The organism is Variovorax glucosi (genome assembly GCF_051216695.1).
Classification (GTDB): domain Bacteria; phylum Pseudomonadota; class Gammaproteobacteria; order Burkholderiales; family Burkholderiaceae_C; genus Variovorax.
Genome location: NZ_JBPJZE010000263.1, coordinates 1 through 1,160 on the forward strand (window position 1 = coordinate 1; position 1,160 = coordinate 1,160).

At 61.8% G+C, this 1,160-nt stretch carries 2 protein-coding genes; one reads left to right on the top strand and one right to left on the bottom strand.

Translation table 11 applies throughout. The features are described from left to right. Positions 1–22: 22 nt before the first annotated feature. Positions 23–916 (bottom strand): amino acid ABC transporter substrate-binding protein, encoded by an 894-nt coding sequence (locus ACSFA3_RS24815; RefSeq protein WP_435508019.1) that lies wholly within the window; start codon positions 914–916, stop codon positions 23–25. 129 nt (positions 917–1,045) lie between these two features. On the opposite strand from ACSFA3_RS24815, the gene ACSFA3_RS24820 reads away from it, so the two are divergent. After that, the coding region (locus tag ACSFA3_RS24820; RefSeq protein WP_435508020.1) for a LysR family transcriptional regulator at positions 1,046–1,160 on the top strand (115 nt) is incomplete at its 3' end.

The following is a 1,160-nucleotide window of genomic DNA, read 5'->3' on the forward strand; positions in this document are numbered from 1 at the left end:
GCGGTAGCAGCCGAATGAAGGCTTACTCGGCCTTCACCGACATCGTCTGGATGATCGTCTCCAGCTGCGCACTCATCGGCAGGTTGATGCTTTCCCCCGACGGCAGCTTGCGCAGGAACCAGCGCTTGTACTGCCGTTCGATCTCGCCGTCCTCCGCCAGCACCTGGAAGGTGTCGACGACCACCTTGTTCAGCTGCGAGTCGCCCTTGCGGTACATGATCCCGTAGGGGTCGTAGGAGAGGAAATCGCCGACCACCTCGTAGTCGGCCTTGGCGGCGTCCTGCGCGATCAGGCCGTAGAGCAGCACGTCGTCGGTGGCGAAGGCGTCGGCCTGGCCGCTCTTCACCAGCCCGAACGATTCGGCATGGTCGCGCGTCACCTGCAGGTTGATGTTCAGCTTGAACTTCTCCGACAGGTCGCGCAGCGTCTTCTCGTTGGTTGTGCCGGCCGTGACGGCCACCTTCCTGCCCGCGAGGTCGCGGAACGACTTGATCGGCGAGCCCTTCTTCACCAGCACCTTGGTGCCCGAGACGAACATCGTGGGCGAGAAGCTCACGCGCTTCTGGCGTTCGAGGTTGTTGGTGGTGGAGCCGCACTCGATGTCGATGGTGCCGTTCTGCAGCAGCGGAATGCGGTTGGTCGAGTTGAGCATGGTGTAGCGCACCTCGATCTTGGCCAGGCCCAGCTTTGCCTTCACCGCGTCGACGATCTTCAGGCAGATGTCGTTGGTGAAGCCGATGGGCGCGCTGTCGGCGCTGAGCTTGTACGAGAACGGGATCTGGCTGTCGCGCGCGCCGATCTGGATCGTGCCGCTCTCCTTGATCTTCTGCAGCGTGCCGCCGTCCTGGGCGCTGGCGGCGCCGCAGGTGAAGGCAAGGGCGATTCCGAGCGCGAGGGGCAGTTTCTTGAAGTCCATGGCGGGTTCCTTGAAGAGTCGATGACGGTGGATCGGGCGAATCTTCGGCCTCTGGACAAATTTCCAAAAGCGATTTTTTGTGATCGAATCACATGAAGAAAAGCGTTTCTTTGGAGACAGATCCCCGTGATGACCTTCAGGCAACTCGAAGCCCTGTACTGGATCGCCCGGCTCGGCGGCTTCGCGCAGGCAGCCAACCAGCTCAACACATCGCAGTCGGCCATCTCCAAGCGGGTGCACGAAC